14 protein-coding genes are annotated in these 22499 nt (G+C 40.7%); 9 read left to right on the top strand and 5 right to left on the bottom strand.

Annotated features, from left to right (window positions below):
* The first annotated feature begins 689 nt into the window (after window positions 1-689).
* Entirely contained in the window at window positions 690-1754 is a 1065-nt protein-coding gene (locus tag BW716_RS31790) for a cyclic nucleotide-binding domain-containing protein (RefSeq protein WP_083730086.1), read from the top strand.
* Window positions 1755-2196: 442 nt separating this feature from the next.
* Entirely contained in the window at window positions 2197-3258 is a 1062-nt protein-coding gene (locus tag BW716_RS31785) for a response regulator (RefSeq protein ID WP_083730085.1), read from the top strand.
* Window positions 3259-4911: 1653 nt separating this feature from the next.
* Here BW716_RS31785 and BW716_RS31780 read toward each other — a convergent pair.
* Both BW716_RS31780 and BW716_RS31775 read right to left on the bottom strand, forming a co-directional pair.
* The gene (locus BW716_RS31780; RefSeq protein WP_235643988.1) at window positions 4912-5745 is read right to left on the bottom strand and encodes an aldo/keto reductase; all 834 of its coding nucleotides are present in this window, start codon (window positions 5743-5745) and stop codon (window positions 4912-4914) included.
* Window positions 5746-5977: 232 nt separating this feature from the next.
* Window positions 5978-6964, bottom strand: coding sequence for an aldo/keto reductase (locus tag BW716_RS31775; protein WP_083730084.1), 987 nt, complete (start codon window positions 6962-6964; stop codon window positions 5978-5980).
* A gap of 151 nt (window positions 6965-7115) precedes the next feature.
* Between BW716_RS31775 and BW716_RS31770 the strand changes: the two genes are divergently transcribed.
* On the top strand, window positions 7116-8012 hold the full coding sequence (locus tag BW716_RS31770) for an AraC family transcriptional regulator (protein WP_083730087.1): 897 nt from the start codon (window positions 7116-7118) through the stop codon (window positions 8010-8012).
* A gap of 264 nt (window positions 8013-8276) precedes the next feature.
* Here BW716_RS31770 and BW716_RS31765 read toward each other — a convergent pair whose 3' ends face one another.
* Genes BW716_RS31765 through BW716_RS31755 form a run of 3 tightly spaced genes read right to left on the bottom strand, consistent with a single transcriptional unit; the run spans window position 8277 to window position 14694 of the window.
* Window positions 8277-9986 carry an IlvD/Edd family dehydratase gene (locus tag BW716_RS31765; RefSeq protein WP_083730083.1) on the bottom strand — a complete coding sequence of 570 codons (1710 nt, stop codon included), beginning with the start codon at window positions 9984-9986 and terminating at the stop codon, window positions 8277-8279.
* Window positions 9987-9997: 11 nt separating this feature from the next.
* Complete coding sequence (locus BW716_RS31760) at window positions 9998-11521, bottom strand: SusD/RagB family nutrient-binding outer membrane lipoprotein (protein ID WP_083730082.1); 1524 nt, start codon at window positions 11519-11521, stop codon at window positions 9998-10000.
* 2 nt (window positions 11522-11523) lie between these two features.
* Window positions 11524-14694, bottom strand: coding sequence for a SusC/RagA family TonB-linked outer membrane protein (locus BW716_RS31755; protein WP_083730081.1), 3171 nt, complete (start codon window positions 14692-14694; stop codon window positions 11524-11526).
* Between the two features lie 215 nt (window positions 14695-14909).
* On the opposite strand from BW716_RS31755, the gene BW716_RS31750 reads away from it, so the two are divergent.
* From BW716_RS31750 to BW716_RS31725, 6 genes are all read left to right on the top strand, one after another.
* Window positions 14910-15755 carry an AraC family transcriptional regulator gene (locus BW716_RS31750; RefSeq protein WP_235643987.1) on the top strand — a complete coding sequence of 282 codons (846 nt, stop codon included), beginning with the start codon at window positions 14910-14912 and terminating at the stop codon, window positions 15753-15755.
* Window positions 15756-15766: 11 nt separating this feature from the next.
* The gene (locus tag BW716_RS31745) at window positions 15767-17311 is read left to right on the top strand and encodes a gluconokinase (RefSeq protein WP_083730079.1); all 1545 of its coding nucleotides are present in this window, start codon (window positions 15767-15769) and stop codon (window positions 17309-17311) included.
* The gene (locus BW716_RS31740) at window positions 17312-18583 is read left to right on the top strand and encodes a mandelate racemase/muconate lactonizing enzyme family protein (RefSeq protein WP_083730078.1); all 1272 of its coding nucleotides are present in this window, start codon (window positions 17312-17314) and stop codon (window positions 18581-18583) included. It abuts the gene before it with no gap.
* A gap of 711 nt (window positions 18584-19294) precedes the next feature.
* Complete coding sequence (locus BW716_RS31735) at window positions 19295-20182, top strand: RDD family protein (RefSeq protein ID WP_083730077.1); 888 nt, start codon at window positions 19295-19297, stop codon at window positions 20180-20182.
* A 1065-nt stretch (window positions 20183-21247) separates the two neighbouring features.
* Window positions 21248-21574, top strand: a complete 327-nt coding sequence (locus BW716_RS31730; protein ID WP_083730076.1) for a transposase — start codon at window positions 21248-21250, stop codon at window positions 21572-21574.
* Window positions 21558-22493, top strand: coding sequence for an IS3 family transposase (locus BW716_RS31725; RefSeq protein ID WP_083730075.1), 936 nt, complete (start codon window positions 21558-21560; stop codon window positions 22491-22493). Before BW716_RS31730 ends, BW716_RS31725 begins: the two co-directional genes overlap by 17 nt.
* The last annotated feature ends 6 nt before the right edge of the window (window positions 22494-22499 follow it).

Genomic DNA, 22499 nt, shown 5'->3' with positions numbered 1-22499 from the left:
TTTTTAAACATGTTCTAACAGACCGAATTTTCTCAAACTTAGCACTGGACCTGAATTGCAATGAAATAAAAAAACTATACCGAAAGTGCCTGGATATAGGAAATTTGGCCGCTTAATTATTACCTAACTATTGTTATAAGAGATCAGCATTTTTAATCAATTTTAATAAATTTTTTTGGAATTTAGTAGATATACAGTTTTTTTTGGTTGCTTTTATTATATTTGTATTCATTAACCACAGTCTAAAGAAGAATTACTATGTAAAAACGCAATAATATCTTGTGATATAAACAGCTATGATTGTTGTAAGACGTAGTTTAAATGAATCCTCCCAAAAATTAAAATGTAATAATTCGTCTTTCTCATTTTAAAAACTAAGTTTACCTCAAATTGATTCATATGAACAAAAACCTATTAAAGCGTATTTTATCTTTGACTTAACGTCGTATTTGTAACATCACCTTTTTATTAATAAAAAATAGCAGATTCAAAACAACAAGAGGGCTCTGTTTGATTTCTGCTTTCCGATATCTGCAATAGCCATCCAAGCTTAGCGAAAGGATGGTGTGGATAAGGTGTTTTTTCTAAATGACTGTATAGCTTCAATTTTATTTTCCTGATTATTGAATTAGGGATTGATATTTTATTGGAAAGTTATTTGCTATTTATTCTGATAATACCGCATTAGTATGCCTACAATACTTGTTATCGATGATAATAAAACGAACAATGAAAATTTAGTTGAGATACTGGAGTTTGCAGGTTATAACGTAATTGTTTCGGAACATGGCAGGCAAGGTTTACTTGTGGCCGAGACATCACAACCAGACCTGATCCTATGCGATTTATCCTTTTCAATCCTGGATGGATTTGTAGTGCTTCAAATGTTAAGCCGTAATCAATTCTGTTGTAGAATTCCTTTTGTTTTTCTTACCAGTAGAACAGAGCGTGAGGATATACGAATAGGAATGGATTTGGGTGCGGACGATTATATAACAAGACCATTCGATCCATCGGAGTTGCTTAGTTCAATTGAATGTCAAATCCGGAAGGGTAATTCGACTGGATTGTTCGGTTTGAACGGGTTGAACAAAATTGTGCAGGAAATTACTACCCCACCAGTCGAAAGTGATTTCTCACTAAAGGTATTGGCTAGAGACCGAATGGTTAATTTTTTTAAAAAAAAGCAGGTTATATATCATCAGGGAGGATATCCATCCTGTTTATATTTTATTTTGAAAGGGAAAGTTAAAACCTATATTCTTGATGAGGATGGAAAAGAATTTATAACTGATTTGTATGTAGAGGGAGATTTTTTTGGTTATGCCTCGTTGTTATATCAAAAACGTTATGTTGAAACAGCTGAAGCAATTATGGATGTTGAGGTTACAGTTATACCGCGTAATGAATTTGAAGGAATTCTTTCAGAAGATGGTAGTTTCAGGAAACAAATTATGAAACTATTAGCGCAGGATATTAATGAAAGGGAAAAGCAATTGTTAAAATCGGCCTATGATTCTCTACGTAAAAAAACCGCTGATGCTTTACTAATTTTATATGGTAAATATAATCAATCAGGGCAGTGCCAGGTCGGAATAAAATTTACACGCAGTAATCTTGCCGCTCTTGTTGGCGTAGCTAAGGAATCGATGGCCCGTACTTTAGCAGAGTTTAAGGATGAGCATCTTATTGATGTAAGGAACGGAGCCATTTTTATTCTTGATATGGATAAGATGATCAGGATGTGTAGATAAAGTTTTGGTTGTAATGATGAGCATTAGTTAAAAAGAATATAACCTTGTGCTTTAAGTTGTGATACAATTGCATGACCCAAAATATAAATGGTTTATTTTTTCGCCGGTCAAATAATTTAGCAAGTTAGTTGCTTTTTTAATACGCTTTTACGAGCGTGTTTTTTGTAATAATTGCTTATTCCTAAATAGGCGAAAATAAAATATTGACAGTATGATATTGATAGAGATGTGTGGTAGTCTGCTGTTTAGAACCGTTTTATATTAATAGAGTCAAACATTTACCTTTTTTGCTAAAAAAAATATAGAAGTAAGCTTATTGACAATTGTCATAAATATAATAGTAAACTGATGTGAGGATGTTGATAGGTATCAATTTTTTTGACTTTAATGTTATGTAGTTTGTTCTAAAATAGAAATCTCTTTTTTGCAAATCACTGTTAATATGCCCAACATTCTTGCCATTAGCAATAATAATGACATTCTTAGTTCCATTGTAGATATTTTAAAATTGGCTGATTATAATGTTTGGGAGGCCGATAATGGCAAGGACGGAATTATAAAAGCAAGGAATTTGCATCCAGACCTGATTGTTTGTGCCCTGGATTCTGATATAATTGATGGCTACGTTGTGTTAAAAATTATAAGGGAACATGAGGCGTTAAGTTTCATTCCATTTATTTTTGTTACTGAAGATGATACTCCGAGGAATGTCAGGATGGGTATGAATTTGGGTGCAGATGATTATATAACTAAACCTTTTAGTCCTTCTGAATTGCTTAGTGCTTTGGAATGCCGCCTTAAAAAAGCTTTCAAACAACAAAAGTATCATATTGGACACGTAGCTACTGGAGTCAATGAATCTGAAAATAGTATTTTGCCCTTTTCCATGTCTTCCTTTATTGGAAATCGTAATAGCCGTTATTTTAGAGATAGGCAAAAAATATATGAGGAAGGCGAACTTCCTCTTAACCTTTACTTTATAATAAAGGGGAGGGTAAAAACTTTTAAATCCGTTGAATATCGAAGGGAATTTATTACAGGGCTACAAGGGGAAGGTGATTTTCTTGGTCATATCGCTTTATTAAACGGTGGAAATTATAATGAAAGTGCTGAAGCCATTGGTGATGTTATATTGGCAATTATACCTGTGTCGAATTTTGAAGAGATTATCTCGGTCAGTAGTCATGCACGTCGATATTTTATTCAATTGCTAGTCCGGAATTTAGAAAAAAAAGAAGCACAGTTACTTAGTATTGCTTTCGATTCACTTCGTAAAAGGATTGCTGACGTTTTATTAGATTTGAATAAAGTATTTAATTATGATGGTATTAAATTTAGCAGGAGTAACCTGGCTGCATTGGTAGGAGTGCCAAAAGAATCCTTTGTTCGTATGTTGTCCGAAATGCGCGATGAGCGCATTGTTGAAATCAGAGATGGTATCATTTATATAATTGATAATGATAAATTATTAGCGTTGCAAAATGATCGTCGAGATAATATTTAGCAACATTAATGCATTCAATAAATTGCATATGCTGTGTCCTTGTTAAGCAAGTTTTTATTTTTGATAGTTACTTCAATGCTAATAGGATGGGAGCTTTTTCTTTCTGTGATTCATTGATCCTATAAAATTTATATTTACAAGGTTCTTTTATCGTCAAAATTTATTTAAATATCAGTGTCAGGCGGCATTTTTTTGGTTGCTGGCATTTGAAAATTTTAGAATGGTGATCAATGTTACCACATATTGTGACGATTCTTGTTTTTCTTCAACCATCTTTTAATGATCTTTACTAAGCTTTAGCTGAATAGGATTTTCAATTTCTGGAAATAGTGTTGTGTTAATTCCGATAAAGCTGCCAGAGGCTGGATAGATGAATTAAAAATACCATAAAGAATCGTGAGAATAATAATTTCATAGACTGGCTATCTACTTCAATAATAATACATCAATTCTTCAAATTCCGAACCCAGATTCGCGAAGGTGGTTTTTTTCTTTGGGTACAGGGGAACTCGGACATTGTTGACGGATTGACAATATGAGAATTAGATTACTTTATTTAAGATTAACCCTTGGTATTCCTGGTTTCCAGACCAGGAATGCGTGAATGCATCATTTATTTATAGTTTAAGAAGACATATCCTTTTTCAAATATTATTTTGGAATGCAAATAGCAGGTTAGCTAAGTGTATGTAACACACAATACCATTATAACTCTCACTGTGAATGGCCACAACCGTCTCAATTTATATTGAGGTGGTTTTTATTTTATCTGTCGCCGTAATACCTGAAGATTGAAATTATTTTCCTGGCAGGCATCTATTGCGTATGCTTTTTAGTCTTTTGTGGGATTTTAGTTACTTGTTGTGGTATGCCATTTTGAAAATATTTTGGAAACTATTAGTGTTCGATAAAATTGACTTGGGTCGTATGACGACTATTAATGTTTTTGTTGCTAATGTGTGTTTAATTTGTGTAGTAGTACAAAGCAAAGTATAAATGGACAAAAAGCTTGTCCCAGTCCAATAGACAAGCGGGAGGAATACTCCTTCTGCTTTAATTTAAAACTTTAATACAGGAAGTACCTGGCAATGGATATAAGTGCTTTAAGTAGACAGAAAAAGTCATATTATTTTAAAAGGACGGGCGGAATCTTCCGCCTGTTTATTTTTTCAGATACAGTGGATTATTGAAATTATGCAGACAGTTGTCATTAGTACCTGGTTTTTAAGAATACATAACGCAGGTCTATATGACTTGACGATGAATTTACCGCGAACCTAGACAGCCTAAAACAAGAAAGAAGGTGTATCATAAGTTAGATACACCCTATTTTAATCCAGATACCTGATGGATCCCGATCCCATTTTATGCGTTTCTCAGGAGTTTTATTTATGATAAACTTTCTTTCGCCTTTGTGCTCACTGCCGGTAAGTTTTCGAACCAAATATTATTGATTATTGACAGATTGTCTCAAGTAGATCGATAATTATAATTTTAACTTAGGAGACCGGATCGGGACTTCCCTTTCTGGTAATGATAAATTTTAACTGTAGTGAATTCAATAATTGGAGTATGCAAATAAACTTCCACGATAGAAAAATTACAATGAAGTTTACGAAGTTTTATTACTTGCTTCCTATTTTCAAACGTCTTTTAAACATGATAAATTAGTCCACTACCTTTATCTAGCGATTTGATAGTTGTCATATCATCGGAAGACAACTCAAAGTCAAATACATTGAAATTTTCATTTATCCTTTTCATATTTGCTGATTTCGGAATAACCACAACTTCTTTTTGAATTAACCATCGTAGCACCACTTGGGCAATACTCTTATTATATTTGCTTGAAAGCGCTTTTAAAAGTTCATTATTAAAAAGATTGTTTTTACCCTGAGCAAAGGGAGCCCATGACTCCAACTGGATGCCTTGAGATTTCAAAGCTTTCTGCATTTCTGTTTTTTGGGAAAATGGATGTGTCTCCACTTGATTGACTGCTGGTATCACACTATGCTGCGTAAGTAAATTCTGAATCTGATTCATATTGAAATTACTTACACCTATAGCTCTTACTTTACCTTCTTTATATAATTCTTCCATTGCTGTCCAGCAGGAATTTACGTCTCCCTGCGGGATATGAATCAAGTACAGATCAATATAGTCAAGACCCAATTTTTTTAGTGATGTTTCAAAGGCGCGCTTTGATTTTTCATCCCCGGGATCCGCTGGCAAAAATTTTGTGGTCACAAAGATTTCTTCTCGTTTGACATTACTTTTTTTAATCGCTCTGCCCACCGATTCCTCATTATAGTATGCCGCAGCTGTGTCGATCAGTCTGTAGCCAATATTTAATGCATTTAGTACAGAATGCTCACACTCTAAACCGTCTCGAAGCAAGTAAGTGCCAAAACCGAGCAGCGGCATTTTTATGCCATTATTTAATGTTATGTTCATCACTTTATAACTATCGGTATGCTGTTTTTCCATATATTTTTAATAACATGAAGTGGGTTGAAGATTGATGAGCGTCCATGCCCCGTTTTTGGGCCTGTACTTCTGCAAAAATTAACCTTTTACCTCAGGATAAAGGTTAGAAACTCAAATCTACCTGAGCTGTCGGTATTGGTGTGGCTTAGTTGCAATCCCGGTAGCCGGCTCTACGAATAGAGCCGGCTACCGGTCTCGATGGAAATCGCCATCAGGGTGATTGAACAATCGTCTAAGCTTTCCGGTCTATCACCTTGTCAAAATTTTCTGGATACCGGGCGCCCTTGGCTTCGATGCTATCTGCGCCCTGGGTGATCGTGCTTAGCTCCGAGGGAGAAAGCTCCAGAGCCGCTGCGCCGATATTTTCCTTCATACGTTCCGATTTCGTGGTACCCGGGATCGGAACGATCCATGGCTTTTGTGCCAGGATCCAGGCGAGCGCCACCTGCGCGGTGGAGGCTCCCTTCTCCTTTGCAACGCGGTCGAGAACATTCACAAAGGCTTGATTAGCTTCCATGTTTTCTTTCTGAAAACGTGGGAAGTAACTCCGGCCATCCTCTTTCTCAAAGAGCGTGTCGGCATTTATTTTGCCGGTCAGAAAGCCTCTGCCGAGTGGGCTGAACGGCACAAAACCGATCCAGAGCTCCTCAAGCACGGGAAATACCTTTTCTTCAGGTTCGCGCCACCAAAGGGAGTACTCGCTCTGCAGCACCGTCACCGGTTGTTCGGCGTGGGCTTTACGGATGTTTACGACCCCAGCCTCTGATAGCCCGAAGTGCTTCACCTTACCTGAGGCAATGAGATCCTTCACGGTGCCAGCCACATCCTCAATGGGAACGGTCGGATCCACACGGTGCTGGTAGAGGAGATCGATCGTATCGATGCGCAGGCGCTTGAGTGATGCGTCCACCACTTTGCGGATTGTCTCGGGGCGACTGTCGAGTTCAGCGTTCGATCCATTCTTGAATCCAAATTTGGTGGCGATCACAACCTTGCCCTTGAACGGCTCCAGCGCCTCTCCCACGATGTCCTCGTTGGTGTAAGGGCCATAAACCTCTGCAGTATCAAAGAAGGTGATACCCTGTTCCACGGCGTCGCGTAACACGCGAATGGCTTCATTCCGGTCCGGCTGGTTAGCGTAACCGTGGCTTAGTCCCATGCAGCCGAAACCAAGTTCGGACACTTCTAATCCTGAGTTTCCTAATTTTCGTGTTTTCATTTTGTATGTTTACTGCTGCAAAATTGCAGAAGAAGGGCGAGCCGTTTTGTATACAGATTACGGGTTTTCCTACCAATATTACTGATTGGGAAGGCAGGTATTAAAAGGGATTGCCGGAACCTGTAATTTTGTAGCGATAAAAGAAGAAGGTATGGAAGAGATTATAAAAATTGGCAGCATCGCTCAATACAATACCATGCGGGGCTTAACTACCAAACATCCTCTGGTTGCGGTGATTGACCTCTCGAAAGCACAATCGATGCCCGCCAGATCATTCAACTTTGGTTTGTATGCGGTGGCGTTGAAAGAACTGAACTGTGGCCAATTGCGCTATGGAAGAAGGCACTATGACTACCAGGAAGGAAGCATGGTATTTGTAGCGCCCGGACAGGTAGTAGGTGTGGAACCCGGCATTGAACCATTTGCCCCGAAAGGCTGGACATTGCTCTTTCATCCCGACCTGATAAACGGCACTCCGCTGGGCAAACACATTCAGGATTATTCTTTCTTTTCGTATGATGTAAATGAAGCGCTTCACCTATCGGATAAAGAGCGGAGTATTGTGATTGATTGCTTCTCAAAAATCGAGTATGAACTCGATCAAAATATAGACAAGCACAGCAAAAGACTGATTGCATCCAACATCGAGTTGTTGCTCAATTACTGCATCCGTTTTTACGACCGCCAGTTCATTACGCGCGACAATGTAAACAAAGGAATCCTGGAACGGCTAGAATACTTGTTGAAAGGCTATTTTTCATCCGATAAACCGCAGAGCGAAGGTTTGCCTTCTGTAGCTTATTGCGCCGAATCGCTACATTTATCACCCAACTATTTTGGTGACCTGGTGAAGAAAGAAACCGGCAGATCTGCTCTGGAATACATTCAGTCAAAGGTGATAGATGTGGCGAAAGAGAGAGTGTTTGACATGAATAAATCGGTGAGTGAAATTGCCTACGAATTGGGCTTTAAATACCCGCAGCATTTCACCCGTTTATTCAAACAAAAAACAGGCGTTACGCCTAATGATTACCGGATGATGAATTAAATGGACTCATTTGAAATTTCATTTTTAAGGGTTTTGAAACATATGTGCCAGCCCGATCATTACCCATTGTTGGTGAATAACATTAACAAGGAAAGCGAATTGTCTCACCAACCAAACATAACTAGCACACAAAAAAAGGGCTCGCCTTTCCCGCGACCCCTTGCAATATCATATTAACTATAATCTCTTAACTAAACGCTTCCTTCCGCCAACTATTACAATTTATGACTTCCAACATTAACTCATGTTAACATAAACTAAAAATTAATGCAGGTCTCTGATCACTTTAGATCCTGAACCATTTCGTAATATATCAAGGTCTGCACCGAGGTGTGCCTGTTGTACGTGGTCAATATAAAATTTTACATACCCACGGGTGGCCATAGGAAGTGGTGCCTGCCAGCTTGCTTTACGTGCAGCCAGCACTTCATCACTAATATCAAGATGCAGCTTTCTTGCAGCCACATCCAGCTCGATCATATCGTCATTCTTTACCAATGCTAATATACCTCCTATTGATGATTCAGGCGATACATGTAAAATCACGGTACCACCTGCTGTACCACTCATGCGACCATCAGAAATGCGCACCATATCTTTGATACCTTTTTTCAATAATTTCATTGGCAGATCCATGTTTCCAACTTCAGGCATACCGGGGTAACCTACCGGGCCAACTCCTTTCAAAACCATCACACATTGTTCATCAATATCCAGATCCGGATCATCAATTCTGGTAAGATAATCTTCTATACTTTCAAATACGATTGCACGGCCGCGATGCTTTAATAAATGAGCAGAAGCTGCAGCAGGTTTAATAACAGCTCCCTGCTCGCATAAATTGCCTTTTAACACTACCATACCGGCTTTCGGCTGAAGGGGTTTCTGCAGCGTTGCGATTACATCTGTATTATAGCAGGGGGAAAAAAGGCAATTGGCGCTGAGACTTTTTCCATTTACAGTTAAGACATCCGTTTGCAGATAAGATTCCATTTCGCGGATAACGACAGGTAGTCCGCCTGCATAATAAAAATCTTCCATCAAAAATTTACCGGATGGTTTCAGGTTTACTAACAAGGGAATGCTGCTGCCTATGGTGTCGAAATCTTCCAGTGAAAGCGGAACCCCAATACGACCTGCAATGGCCAGTAAATGAATGATGAAATTGGTAGAACCACCAATCGCGGAGTTGATGACAATAGCATTTTCAAAAGCATTCCGGGTAAGTATGCGAGAGAGTTTGAGATCTTCCTTTACCATCTCTACAATACGACGACCACTCAACTGAGCCAGCAATTTCTTGCGTGCATCTACAGCTGGAATAGCAGCAGCACCGGGTAATGTCAATCCGAGGGCTTCTGACATACAGGCCATCGTACTTGCAGTACCCATGGTCATGCAATGTCCCTGGCTACGCGCTACTCCCGTCTCTACTTCCTTAATGTCCTGTGCAGTGTAATCTTCCACACCTTGTTTTTCCTTTATCATCCAGTTAAAAGTACCACTGCCAATGCATTCTCCACGAAAACGACCGTTGAGCATTGCTCCACCGGGTACTACGATCGTCGGGAGGTCTACACTGCAGGCCCCCATAATGGTACTTGGAGTGGTTTTATCGCAACCCGTGAGCAACACCACTCCATCAAGAGGATTGGCACGGATGGTTTCTTCTACATCCATACTGGTCAGGTTACGAAACAACATGCTTGTTGGGCGCATGACCGTTTCTCCGAGAGATGTAACAGGAAATTCAAATGGAATGCCTCCGGCTTCCAGTATTCCACGCTTTACCACTTCAGCTATTTCACGTAGGTGTGCATTGCAGGGAGTCAGCTCACTCCAGGTATTACAGATGCCGATGACAGGTCTGTTCATGAAATAGTCATCGGGATAACCCTGTGTACGGAACCATGACCGGTGTACAAATCCCATTTTATCCTGTTTCCCGAACCAGTCTGCGCTTCTTAACTTCATGCCGGTTATTTTTATTGTTTATCCCACCAGATCCTTGTACTCAATTTATCAGGTCCCTGCCTGGAAATGGCCTCGTTCACATTTTCGCTATTCACACTCAATTCGGAAGTAGGATAGGTGAGTCGCCTGATAAAAGTGCCATTGGGCACATCCGGATTATTAGGTTGCCCGTATGGGTTAGGAGTGAGCGTAGGGAAACCACTTCTCCTGAAATTAGCAAAGGCTTCCGGACCATTCAGAAAGGAGGCAATCCAGTATTGGGTGTTGATCTGCTCCAGTTCATTGCCGGCTGTAAGCGGATTGGCGGCTATGTAAGTATCACGGGCTGCTGTACTAACAGCAGAATTCATATCATAGACTACCATTTGGTCCATATGGGCACTAATACCGTCAGCAAAATATTGAGCAGCGCTGCCGGTGTTGATCCAGCCCCGGAAACGGGCTTCTGCCAGTAAGAGGTTGGTTTGTGCGGCAGTCACCAGGAACACAGGAGAAGAAATTTTGAGCATTCTGCGACGGTCAACCTGACTATAATCATAAAAGCTGGCCAGACCATCAGCTGCGGCGGCAGCAACAATGGTACCGTTGTCATTGCCAATAGGCATACCAATTTGTTTGGTGGGGTCCGTAGTGCCTACTGCTACGGTTTGTCCGGCGCCGCTGGTAGCACCAACATACCTGATAGCTATGGCCGTTAGTCGTGGGTCGGCCGTGTTCTTCAGCTGATCTGCAAATGGTTTGGCAAGGTAAAAATTGGCCGCCTCACCTCCATTCAGTGTATTGCCAATGGGTTGAGTGTAATTGGCATCATGTCGTATATATGCATTGTCGGCATTAGCAGTAATTACCCCGCCAGCTACAGCTGCCTGCACGATACTTTGTGCCTGGGTGGGATCTACCTTACTCAATCGCATACCAGCTCTCAGCAACAGGGAATTGGCAAATTTTTTCCATTTATCCACATTGCCGGCATACAATATGTCGCCGGTTTCAATAACAGCCGTTGTGTTAAGTGCTGCTGCGGCTTCTGTCAGCTCCTGAATGAGTAATGGGTAAATATCCTGCTGTCGGTCATATTTGGGAAACAGAGCGCCTTTAACTAACCCTGCACCACCATCGGTATAAGGGATGTCTCCATATTCATCTGTCAGGATCATAAACACGTAAGTCTGGTAAATGCGCGCCATGTTGTACATATTGCTCCTATTCGGCAGATCTTTAGATCGGGTAAGGGCATCATAGGTATTTTTGATCACGCTTTGATAGTAAGCAGTCCACAGCGGTTGTGTGGTTATATCGCGACTATCCTGGTTAAAATTGGCACCCGCCAGCACACCACCATTAGGTGATATCATTTGCTGTACAACTCCAATATCGAACACCAGGGATTTCACCGGGAAAGAGGTATTGATAATGGCCTGGTTCAGTAACAGGGCAGGGTCGAGTGAAGTGGAATTTGTTCCATTTATATTCAGATCGCTCAATCCCTTTTCACAGGAAGCGAAGAAAAATATTGCAAAGATGATTTTTTTCATGACTAGAGTTTAATATTCAGATTCAATCCAAGGCTGCGGGAGGTAGGTAATCCGGGAGATTCAAGCCCTATCTGGTTGTCAGAGCCAAAGCCAAATGTTTCCGGATCAATATTATCAACCCACTTCTTTAATAGCAATACATTGTTGGCTACAAGGTCAAGTTTTACCCCTTTAATGGGCCATCTGACCGGAATATGTTTGGTAAGATCATAACCCAGGGACACCTGCCGCAATTTCCAATAACCACCGTTGTATACAACAGGAGCGATGATCTGTTGTGAACGAAGGTGTTCCCAATAGGTTTGCACAGCTGCCACGGCATTATTGGGATTGCCACCCGCATCTACACCCACACCTTTTACGCCGCCCTCACGTCCTTCCAGCGTCATTTTGTGCAGTCCATGCCGCACAGCATTGAAGTTGGTACCCGACAGCATTTTATTACCAAGTTTGTAGTCTATGAACACGCTTAGTCTAAATCCTTTGTAATTGACAGTATTCAAAAAACCACCTACCCATTTTGGCAGAGCGCTGCCATATAACATAAAGTCGGAGCTACGCTGTGGCAAACCGTTTGATTGAAATATTTGCTGGCCTTTTTCATTATACGCATACCCATAGCCGGCAATCTGCCCTATTTCCTGCCCTACTACATGCCTGGTTTCTCCGTTAAATACATGTGTACCGGTGGTGATGCGTTCGCCTGGTTTGTTAGTAATAATGCTGAGTACTTTGGTAATATTGTAAGAGGTATTGGCGGTAAATTCCCAGCTCCAGTCAGCGCTTTTAACTGGTACCAGGTTCAGCATAGCTTCAAACCCATGGTTACGGCTTTTACCACTGTTGATTGGCGTGTTCAGATAACCTGATGCATCGGAGATCTGCACCAGTACAATCTGGTCGCTGGTAATCTTGCGGTAAACTGCCAGATCAATATTTACACGGTTCTTGAAGAGCCGCATTTCCAAACCGGCTTCTACTTCTGCTATACGGCTAGGTTTCAGATTAGCATTAGGTAAGGTAGTGCCGGTCACATTATTACTGATAGCACTGGTCCCAACAGGTACTGGCTGTCCATTAGGGTTGTTAATGAAATTGGCATTAGGAGTATAAAACAATTGGTTGGAATACGGAGCTACATCGCCATCGCTGCCCACCTCGGCATAGCCTAGCCGGAGTTTACCAAAATTCAACCATTTAACATGAGTCAGGTGTTCAGAAAAAATATAACTACCGGAAACAGATGGATACATAATACTTCTGTTCTCAGGTGAAAGCGTAGAAAACCAGTCGTTGCGAAGGGTACCGGTCAGGTAGTAAGTTTGATTAAAGTTCAATTCAGCAGAACTATACAGAGAGTTCACACCCTGTTCTATCAATGTATACACCGGGTCTTTGGATCGTCCGTTTTGTACGGTATATATTCCCCGGGTAATAAAATCGGTTACAACTACATTGTTGGCGTCAGTCCGTTTGCGCATGCGGTTACCACCGGCATTCAGGTTCACTTCCACCACACCGAATTTTTTATTTGCGTTTACCAGGTAGTCAAGGTTGGTTTCCCGGAAACGGCGGGACTCCTGCGTATATAAGCCATTTACAAAACCCGGTGGTGCGGCCGCCCTGGAAGCCTGACCGGTAGGGAAGTTGTTTACGTCTTCATCCCTGGACCAGTAGTCCTGCCCAAACCGCCCCTGCACGCTCAGCCACGGGCGTAAGTTGTACTTCAGGGTTACATTACCGAAAATACGATCCCGTTTTATATTGTGGAATTGTTCTGCCAATACCCAATACGGATTGGTGCGGTTGGTGAACCTTGACCAATTGTATTCATCACCTGCTGCATTGTATTTGTTTTCATCCAGCACATGCAATGGCATAGACGTAGACATCGCCATCAGCGTAGTGGGAATGGAATTATCCTGGTTGGCAATATTTGGAGGGTTTGTATTGATTTCCCGTGAATAATTTACATTACCTGATATCAGAAATTGTTCAGACAGATTGTAACTAAAACCGAGGTTCATGGATTTGCGGTTAAACGTATTATTGGGCATAATGCCCTGATTACTGGTATTGTTTAATGACATCCGGAAACCACCTTTATCGCTGCTGCTTTCAAAGGCAATCGTATTGGCAATATTTTGCCCATGGCGATAAAATTCTTTTATGCGGCTGCCCTGTGGTGTATAGGGGACTGTTAAATTATTAAAAAGGATTTGTGTCATACCTGGCTCAAATTTTTCACCAAACGACCATTCGCCTGAAGTAGGGTTGGGTGCTGTAGGACGAACACCGTTTTCACCCTGACCGTATTCATGCTGGTAATCAGTGTAGTCAAGTGGTGTATCGTTAGTATAATTCAGGTTATAAGTAACACCGATTCCTTTGGTTTTTCCTTTCGTTTTTGTTGTGATCATGATCACCCCATCTTTGGCACGTGACCCATAAAGGGCAGATGCCGGGGCCCCTTTTAAGATGGTCATGTTTTCAATGTCGTCAGGATTAATGCTTGACAATCCATCTCCACCATCTGCAAACACACCACCACCTTTTACACCAATGGTATTGTCGTTAAAATTGGTATTGTCAACCGGAACACCGTTTATAACGATCAGCGGATTATTCTGCCCTGAAATTGATGACTGGCCGCGGATGCGGATCTTTGAAGTACCGCCCGGGCCTGTGCCCAGAGAGGAGATATTTACTCCGGCCACCTTACCCTGCAATGCATTCATGACATTACTGCTGCGGTTTACACTTATTTCTTCGGGTTTAACGCTGGTTGCAGCATATCCGAGACTACGTGCCTGTTTTTTAATACCCAGGGCGGTTACGACCACCTCACCCAGGTTCTGGTTATCAATAATCATGGATACATCTATCGCCGTGCGGTCCGCAATTTTCACTTCTGTTGTTTTAAATCCTACAAAACTGAACACGAGCGTAGCATTAGGAGAAGCATGAATGCTGTATCTGCCGGTGTTATCAGAAGTGGTTCCCAGCGAGCTGCCTTTTACTGTCACTGAAACCCCGGGCATTTTTGTTCCCTTATCATCCGATACAATGCCTGTAATATTTTGTGCATACGTAACAGAGCAGATTAAATTGAAAATGACAAACAGCCAGCACCTCGCAAAGCGGGATGCTCTACAGTAGAAATATTTTTTCATAACGCAACTTGGAGTGGTGAGGAATTCTTAAGGCTACAAATTATCTGGTATTACATTTAAAAACTTCCAAAATAGAACGGAGGTGAATTTTGTACGTGCAATTAGAACAAATTTCTTTTCTTTATAGAAGCCTATACAGCGAATTAAAATTCCATGACAATTTGTATATAACCCATATGAATCAATTTGTGCTACAACATGGTAAATCGGCAGAAATGCTTCTGTTTCCGCATATTCTGGAGTTGGGCATGAAGAAGAATGGCTCCATCCAGCTGAATATGTTTCCTACCACGATTATGGAAGGATTACGTATATATCATATAATAGAGGGGCGGTTTGAGTGGCACATCAATCATCAACCATATGTTTTTTATCCCGGTGATGTAGCGCTGATAATGCCTGATATCCCATTTGGTTGTGACAATGACGTGCTGAAGATCGGTTCTTTTACCTGGATACATCTGGCCTTACCTAAGAAGGATGGACATATACAACCCGGTAAATGGAGTGGGTTGTCTGATAGTGAGGCAGCCGCCATCGGGAAGATCTTATCATTAAACAATTTGCCTGCATTGAGTCGCTTCAACGAAGTGGGCAGGATTATTAAATGTATTTATACGGAATTATCAGAGATGGAAGTGGCATTTCAGGCTCGTGTCAATCACCAGATCGATGAATTACTGATACAGATTACCCGTAAAATGACTCAACAAACACATTCTACCCGTGATTTCCCTAAAACTTTTACACAGCTGGAAGTATTGTTACGTCAGGATCTGGCGCATCAGTGGACCGTAGAAGAAATGGCTGGTCTGGTAGGTATGGGCACAACGTTGTTCACAGAAAAAGTAAAAAGCTATTCAGGTTTTTCACCTATTAATTACCTGATTAATATCCGCATTTCAGAGGCTATTAAATTATTAAAGCGGGTAGATATTACGGTAACTAATATAGCGCTGGATACGGGATTTTATTCATCCCAACACTTTTCAACTACTTTTAAAAAGCTAACTGGTTACCGTCCCAGCGAATTCAGAAAAAATCATTTGCGTAATATATAATATCCAGTAATATGGAATGCATCATAACAATTGAGTTAGGAACAAATGGGATACGGGTATTTGCCTATGATCTCCGGGGCTGCATTATTGGTTCTATGAAGGGCTTCTATCCTACATTTCATGCCGAACCTGATCACAGTGAGCAGGACCCCGAACAGATCTTTATTACAACTTTATATGTACTAAAGAATATTCTGAACGAATATATACACCCGAAAAAATACAAAGTGGCCAGTATATGTTTCTGTGCATCCATGCACAGCGTACTGGCTGTCGATAAGAATGGGAATCCAATCGGCAACGCTATTACCTGGGCCGATAACCGGGCCAAAAAAGAAGCGCAGGAGTTACGTGATTCGCAGCTGGGGAAAAAGCTCTATGAGTTAACGGGTACGCCTATTCATCCCATGTCGCCTCTGGTGAAAATAGCCTGGATCAGAAATCGTGATGCAGAGCGCTTCAGGCTCACCAGCAAGTTCCTGTCCATCAAAAGTTACGTTATTCATCAGCTTACCGGCGAGTATATGATAGATTACAGCATTGCTTCTGCCACAGGTTTATTGAATATTCATACAGTGCAATGGGAAGATGATGCATTACAATACGCAGGTATTACCGCAAATCAATTAGCTATGCTGGTGCCTGTGTTTACAAAAGCAGGTAAATTGAAAAACGCGTATCAACAATCATTACGGTTGTCTGCAGAAACGAAGATACTTATTGGTTCCAGTGATGGTTGCCTGGCTACTTTAGGCGACGGCATTGTAAAAGGAGAAGAGAAAGCCAGCATAACAATTGAAGACAGTGGCGCTGTAAGGGTAATGGGGCCAAATATATTGAAAGATGAACAAATGCGGTTCTTCAATTACCTCCTTACTGATAATTGTTATGTATCAGGTGGACCTACGAATAATGGCGGGAATATTTTTGAATGGTTCACCCGGCAATTCGGAGAATTTACTAATCCGTTTGATATGGAGAACAGTATACAGCAACTGATGGAAGAAGCCGCCAATGTGCCAACGGGATCAGATGGATTGTTGTTCCTGCCTTATCTTTTAGGTGAACGTGCGCCCATCTGGAATGCGAATGCCCGTGGCGCTTATTTTGGACTAAACATTAAACATGAACGCAGGCATTTTATAAGAGCTACAATAGAAGGTATTTTGTATGAAATCTACAGCATCGGTAAAACGCTGAGCGAACAGCAAACCATCAACAGTCTTTCAGTAAATGGTAGTTTTGGTACGATTCCTTTTTGCAGCCAGCTGATTGCTGATATATTCAGTAAGCCAGTGCAGGTAAGGCAACAATTTCATAGTGTAAGCTTTGGTGCCTATTTGTTAAGTGCTACCGAAATGGGAATTTATACATCACTGGATAATGTAGCACCAGTGGCTGAAATTCCCAATGTTTTCAAACCTAATAAACAGCATCATACAATCTATGCTGATTACTTCTGCATATTTGAAAAGTTAAGTGCCAAATTGTTCGATGAATTTGAAGCAATCGGCAATCTGCAGCAAAAATATGCTCATCCAATAAAACACCTGTAAATGAAAACCCATCATTCAAGAAGGTCTTTTATAACTAAGACTGCCATTGCCGGCGCGCTGGCTCCCCTGTCAATTTTCGGCCAGGTTTATGAAACAGCAATTGACCGTACCCCCAAAGCATCCTCACCTTCTGATCTGAAGATCACAAAAGTAAAATGCGGTTATATTAGAGGTAGTTTGTTTGTAAAGATTTACACCAACCAGGATATCTGGGGTTGTGGAGAAGGAGTGGATGCTATTGCCGGTACATATTACCTGGTAAAGAATTTTGGCGAACGCATAGTTGGGAAAAGTCCGCTGAATGTGCACCGCTTGTTTGAAGACATCCGTAAATCAGGCTTTTTTCAGGGTGCTCAGTCAGGAATGTATGTAGCAGTATTGTCGGCCATAGAAACAGCATTGTGGGACCTTGCAGGCAAGGCTCTGCACCTTCCCGTTTACCAGTTGCTGGGTGGTAAGTTCCGTGATAAAGTACGCGTATATTGTGATACCGCGCTGTATCAACGTAATTTGCCTACACCCAATGATTTTGCAGAAGCAGCCCTTAACGCCAGGAAAATGGGATTCAATGCCATCAAGTTCGATCTCGATCAGGTAAACGATCCCAATAAGTATGATTTATATAACTGGACAGCCAGCCCGGCAGAGCTGCAACGTATGTATGATCAACTGGCAGCTGCCCGTCAGGCAGTAGGCCCGGACATTGATATCTGTGCAGATATGCATGGTCGCTATGATGCAGTCACTGCCCGCACCATTGCCAAACGACTGGAACCCCTGAACCTGATGTGGCTGGAAGAACCCGTACCGGCTGAAAATGTAGAAACCTATAAATTAATTGCTGATTCCACCAGTACACCTATTTGCGTTGGCGAAAACCAATATCTGGCTTATGGGTTCAGAAGAATGCTTGAGACAGGTGCGGTAGATATCGTTATGCCTGACCTGCAAAAATGTGGTGGGCTAGGCGAAGGCCAACGGATTGCTAACCTGGCTAACCTTTACTATGTGCCGTTTGCACCACATATGGTAGCATCTTTTCTGGGCGCTATGGCTTCAGCACATGTCTGCGCTGCTGTACCTAATTTCATGATTTTGGAATGGCAGAGTTATTTTCATACACAACCTATGTTTAAGGAAATCGTATCCTATGACGGCGAATGGGTGGATAACGGTTTCATCACTGTTTCAGAAAAGGCTGGCATTGGTGTAGAGATTAATGAAGATGGAATGAGAAAGTATGCGATAGCGGGGATGCCGTTTTTTGAGTAAGGATTTAGCGGATATAAAAAAGGGAACGAGGCCGTATTTTACTAAGATACGGCCTCGTTTTATTCGGGTACCTAATGGAGATAGGGGGGCTTCTAAGTACTTCTTAGGAGGTTTATTTTTGATACGCTCTCTATCATGCCCGGTTGCGGAGCGTTTTCAAACCAGGTATGCTTGATTATGAGTATACTATTTAAGTGATTCGTTTTGGATTGAGAAAATAAAATATGATTACTTCTGATATAATTCATGCCTGGCATTTACTAAACGTATGCCAGCACAACCTGGAACGCTTAGCAACCTGCCAAACAATTCCCTGCTGTACAGAACAACGCCGATACCATTGGGAGTCTGATGCTGATATATCACCATTATTTCAAGGGCCTCTGTTATGCTAATGATGCTGCCGATTTTGCTGATGTTGGCAAGAAAGAGTCGTTTTTTACGTAATCATAAACGGAAATTATGGGAGGGGATTATAAATAAGCGAGATCAGTTTGCGGACAATAAGGAGGACAGGCCAACGTACTATCCCCGGTAGGGAAATCAATGAAAAGCATACCTGCATTTGTTGTTAGCTGGCATTTAACAATAGCATGATGCGTAGCATGCATCATAAGTTAATATAAAGATTTTGAAAATTGGACAATTGCGTCTATTTTCGAGTTGTATGATACCTTTTATGCACACTTTAATAATTGATAATCAATAAATATGACCGGGAAAAAAGAAGTAAACATTGGAACAAGACTTGGCTCAATGATATTTGACCATTTCATTATGACTATGATAGCAATGGTATTCTTTATACCAATGATGATAAAAAGCTTTTTGAATGCCTTTACAATTACACACGAACAAACAGAAATGGATTTTGGCGGACCATTATTGTATGTTGCATTTTTCGGATTTGCATTGTATTTCTGCAAGGATATTGTAAATGGACGCAGCATAGGAAAAAGAACTACCCAAACGCAAGTAGTTGACAACAATACAGGGCAAGTTGCCTCACCCTTAAAATGTTTTATCAGAAACATATTTTGCGTTATTTGGCCAGTTGAAGTTATCGTAACGCTAACCAATCCAAGCAGAAGAATTGGAGACAGAGTAGCGGGAACAAAAGTTGTTCCTTATGACCCGATAAATGTTGAACAGCCAAAATTTGATATTAAGAAAGCTATACTACCTTTTGCAATTTCATACGGGATTTTGCTGCTTTTTATGCTGCCTTTTCAAGCATTAAAACCAGCATTTTCAAAAATCGGTTATATTGAAACCAGCTACAACAGTAAAGAAAGTAAGGAACTTGAAAAATTATTTGCAGACAGTTTGGGACAAAATTTAAACGCAAGCGTGAAGGTGTATGACAAAATTCAAAATCAAAATTTGAAGTACATTTCTGTCATCTATATGTTGAAGGAAAATTATTTAGCTGATGAGAGTTCATCGGATCAACTACGACAGGTGACTGACCAACTTTTATATTCAAAATACCCAAAAGAAACATTTACTGGACAAGCAAAATATGTATTTAAATCAGACGGAAGTATGCAAGTAAGTAGCAACAGGATTGGCACAAAAATTAGCAAAACAAAAAAATAAAGCAGCACACAACAAAAAGTTTTGCAGTAGTACGGCTGACGGACATAGGCTCAACCTAAGTAATCCTATTTGAGTATTGGGAGAAAAAGGAAAGAGATTTATCCTCTATCCATACAAATATAATTTTGGAGACCCGCAAGTTGAAAAGGACTGGAAAAACACTTTTGTTATTTATCTTCTTGCTAATAATAAAGGTATTGCTCTTGGATCACAATATAATACTTTCATTCACTGTCTGGCCTCACTTTTTACGCCGGAAACGAGCAATTGTCTTCCACCATAACCAGATACTAAGTGCGGATGTAATTATACAAAATCCAAAGGAAGATCATACCTACTAATCCTGGCATTCCGCAACCAGAATTGGGTGGTTTATTTATAGGCAAAACAAAGACCATCTTTGCAGAAAAGAAAAAGATGGAACTGAAGATAAAGGCTACTATCAGTAAAACATATTTCACGGTAAAGGGCTTTACTCTAAAGGTATCATTTATTGGTAAAATATTTGAGGGATTGATGTAAGTCCATATCTATTTATCGATCGTGCTTAGACTATCTAAAACTTATGATTGAATTTATAAATCCCAAGCATTCAACTTGATCCGATATGATGGCACGAATCGTAGACAGTAAAGATCTTGAAGGCCTAAAACAAGAAAAGGTCGGAGATTCCTCCGACTTTTCTGCCTTTGTGCCCAGTAGTGGAGCATTTTCGGACCAAATGATATTGATTATTAACAAATTATGTCAGTAGTAATAGTAAATGCATCCTCAATTTCATAAATCAGACATTATTCTAATAATTAATGATCTATATAGAATAGTCTTCAAGTAGCTGATATTCCAGTGATTTTTCATCTACGGCCTTCATCTACAAGTGGAAGTTGAAACCATTTTTTATCCGAAATCCTTGTGACTTTTGCAAATAATCCATAGTCTTCATCATAATAAGAATCAAAACTTGTCATTTTGAATATGTCAGTATAAGACGGACGAGTTTTCTTTATAATACTCCCCTAAAAACGGACAGTAAGTTTAAGTGGAAAAACATCTTAAATTTACAATATGAACAAGGGAAGAAGAAAGTTCAATGCAGCCTTTAAAGCGAAAGTAGCTATCGAAGCCTTAAAAGAACAGATGACATTGGCCGAGCTGGCAGAAAAGTATGATATACATCCTACTCAGATAACGGAGTGGAAGAAGCAACTACTATCAGGGTCAGAGGATGTGTTTGACCAGGGTAAGAAGGCAGGTGCAGATGCATCAGATCACCAGGAAGAAAAAGACGAACTATATAAGCAAATCGGTCAACTCAAGGTAGAGGTCGACTGGTTGAAAAAAAAATCTGAACAGGCATTTGGGAAGAACTGGAAGGATGGCTTTAGTAAGTAAGGATGACAATAAGCTCAGTATTGTTCGTCAGTGTCAGTTGCTGGAAGTATCGCGAAGCAGCCATTACCATGAGCCCAAAGGAGAAAGCAAACAGAACCTGGCCTTGATGGAGCAGATAGACCGTATGCATTTGGAACATCCCTATTTTGGGGCAGAGCGCATGGCAAAACATCTAAGTACACCAGAAGTACAGGTTAATGTGAAGCGAATAAGGCGATTGATGCGGGAAATGGATATTTCGGCCATATATCCGGTCCCTAATACAAGTGAGGCATGCAAGTGGCACAAAACATATCCTTACCTGCTTCGGAACCTGAAAATTGATCGGAATAATATGGTTTGGAGTATGGATATCACTTATATTCCAATGCCGAAGGGTTTTATGTACCTGTGTGCGATTATAGACTGGAATAGCCGCTATCTGTTATCCTGGACACTCAGCAATACCATGACAGTGGAATTTTGTCTGGAAGCGCTTGAAAAAGCTATTTCTATTTATGGGTCACCAGAGATCTTAAATACGGATCAGGGCAGCCAGTTTACAAGCGAAGGATTTACAACAACAGTATTAGGTGCTGAGATTCGCCTAAGCATGGATGGAATAGGACGAGCCACTGACAATATCGCAATCGAGAGATTTTGGCGTAGTATCAAGTATGAGAATATCTATCTCAATGCTTATGATAGTACACTGGATTTATACAAGGGAATTCACAGGTATGTGGAATTCTACAACTGGGAACGAAAGCATCAGGGCCTGGAATATAAGACTCCTGCTGAGGTTTATGGAGCAGCTGATAAGTTATCCACATATTCACAGCTATCCACAAAAAGAAAAAAAGAACCAAAAAAAGAAAAAGTTTATAGTAGTAGTAATAGATTTGATTCTTTAATTAATAACCCACCTATTGCTGTCTAATAAATA

The organism is [Flexibacter] sp. ATCC 35208 (genome assembly GCF_001975825.1).
Classification (GTDB): domain Bacteria; phylum Bacteroidota; class Bacteroidia; order Chitinophagales; family Chitinophagaceae; genus Chitinophaga.
This window is presented reverse-complemented; position numbering and strand designations above follow the sequence as displayed.